Origin of the sequence: Micromonospora globispora, assembly GCF_003857015.1 — a bacterium.
Lineage (GTDB): Bacteria > Actinomycetota > Actinomycetes > Mycobacteriales > Micromonosporaceae > Micromonospora > Micromonospora globispora.
The window spans coordinates 1-1,536 of the sequence record NZ_QGGF01000700.1 but is presented as its reverse complement, the minus strand read 5'-3'; the positions used below and the strand labels follow the sequence as shown (position 1 = coordinate 1,536).

Annotated in this window: 2 protein-coding genes; one reads left to right on the top strand and one right to left on the bottom strand. The window is 75.5% G+C overall.

Going from position 1 to position 1,536, the window contains the following annotated elements:
• The coding region (locus DKL51_RS32565) for a hypothetical protein (RefSeq protein ID WP_124813172.1) at window positions 1–238 on the bottom strand (238 nt) is incomplete at its 3' end.
• A gap of 395 nt (window positions 239–633) precedes the next feature.
• On the opposite strand from DKL51_RS32565, the gene DKL51_RS32560 reads away from it, so the two are divergent.
• Window positions 634–1,536 (top strand): PucR family transcriptional regulator (locus tag DKL51_RS32560; RefSeq protein WP_438819688.1); only part of this gene is annotated, 903 nt, incomplete at its 3' end.

Here is a 1,536-nt window from a genome sequence, read left to right as displayed (position 1 = left end):
GGCAGCCCTGCGCGGGCGTCGGCTCGGGCGCGGCCGGCGCAGCCGGTTCGGGACCACGCTGGCGCGGCGCCGGCGGCTCGTCTTCGGCCCGCTCGGGCGTCCAGCCGGCGGTCGGCTCCACCGGATGGGTCACGCCGCTCAGCCGGCGGGGGTGTTTGACGGGCGCCGGCTGTTCGTGGTGGCCCAGCCGGCAGGGCTCGCCCTGGGCGCAGCCGTTGTCGGCCTCCCCGTGCGCCATCCCGGTCTCCTCACACTCGCCATCGCACGCCGGGTGGTCGCCCCGACGTGCCCTGACACCGTACTGGCCGGGCCTGACGGGCTGTGCGCCGCGTACCCCGTCGGCCGGCGACGAGGACGGCGGAGATCGTCACCGGCGCAAGGGCGGACCGCGCGGAAGGGGCAGCTGTCGTAAACTCCCGCCGATCCGTCCACCCGAGCGCTGGAGGGCGAGTTGGGTCCCCGACGATTCGGCACGCTTCTCATGGCGCTCGCTGCGGATCTTTTCCCCGGACCAGGCCGCCTGGGTGGCCGGGTACCCCGGGGCGCTCTGTTTTCTGCAGACCCCGGGGGGCCAGCTGACGCGCTCCCTCCGCAGCGCCGGACCGGAGGGCCTGCCGCCGCCGCGCGGCTGACCTGTCCCGAGGCGGCCGGACCGACCTCGGCGTGGAGTCCCTGGTCAGGACGTGTTTAGCTGGAGCGGTGAACGAGCCGGGCAGTAGCGACCTGTCGGCCACGCTGCGCCGGATCGAACGGGCGGCGGGGGCGTTGGCCACCGCCAGCGTGGCCCGGATGGACGAGACGCTGCCCTGGTTCCGGGAACTCCCGGCGGACCAGCGCTCCTGGGTCATGCTGGTGGCCCAGGCCGGCGCCCGCTCGCTGGTGCAGTGGCTGCGTCAGGGCGGCGGCACCGCGGACAGCACCCAGGAGGTCTCCGACGAGGTCTTCGCCACCGCTCCGCAGGCCCTCGCGCGATCGATCAGCCTGCAGCAGACCGTGGCGCTGATCAAGGTCACCATCGAGGTGGTCGAGGAGCAGGTGTCGCACCTCGCCGCGAAGGGCGAGGAGCAGCAACTGCGCGAGGCGGTGCTCCGCTTCTCTCGGGAGATCGCCTTCGCCGCCGCCCGGGTGTACGCCCGGGCCGCCGAGTCCCGCGGCTCGTGGGACGCCCGGTTGCAGGCGTTGCTGGTCGACGCGCTGCTGCGCGGCGACTCGCCGGACGTGCTGGCCAGCCGGGCGGCGGCGCTGGGCTGGACGGACGCGCCCCCGGTGGCGGTGGCGGTGGGCCGCTCCCCCGGCGGCGAGGTGGCCGCCGTGCTGCACACCGTCTACCGGCAGGCCCGGCGGATCGGGGTCGAGGTGATCGGCGGTGTGCACGGCGACCGGCTGGTGATCGTGCTCGGCGGGGCGGCCGATCCGGTGGCCGCGACCGAGAAGCTGCTGACCGCGTTCGGCGACGGGCCGGTGGTGGTTGGCCCGGCCGTACCTAGTCTGGACGAGGTGACCGACTCGGCGCGGGCCGCCTGGCCGGGGCCGGCC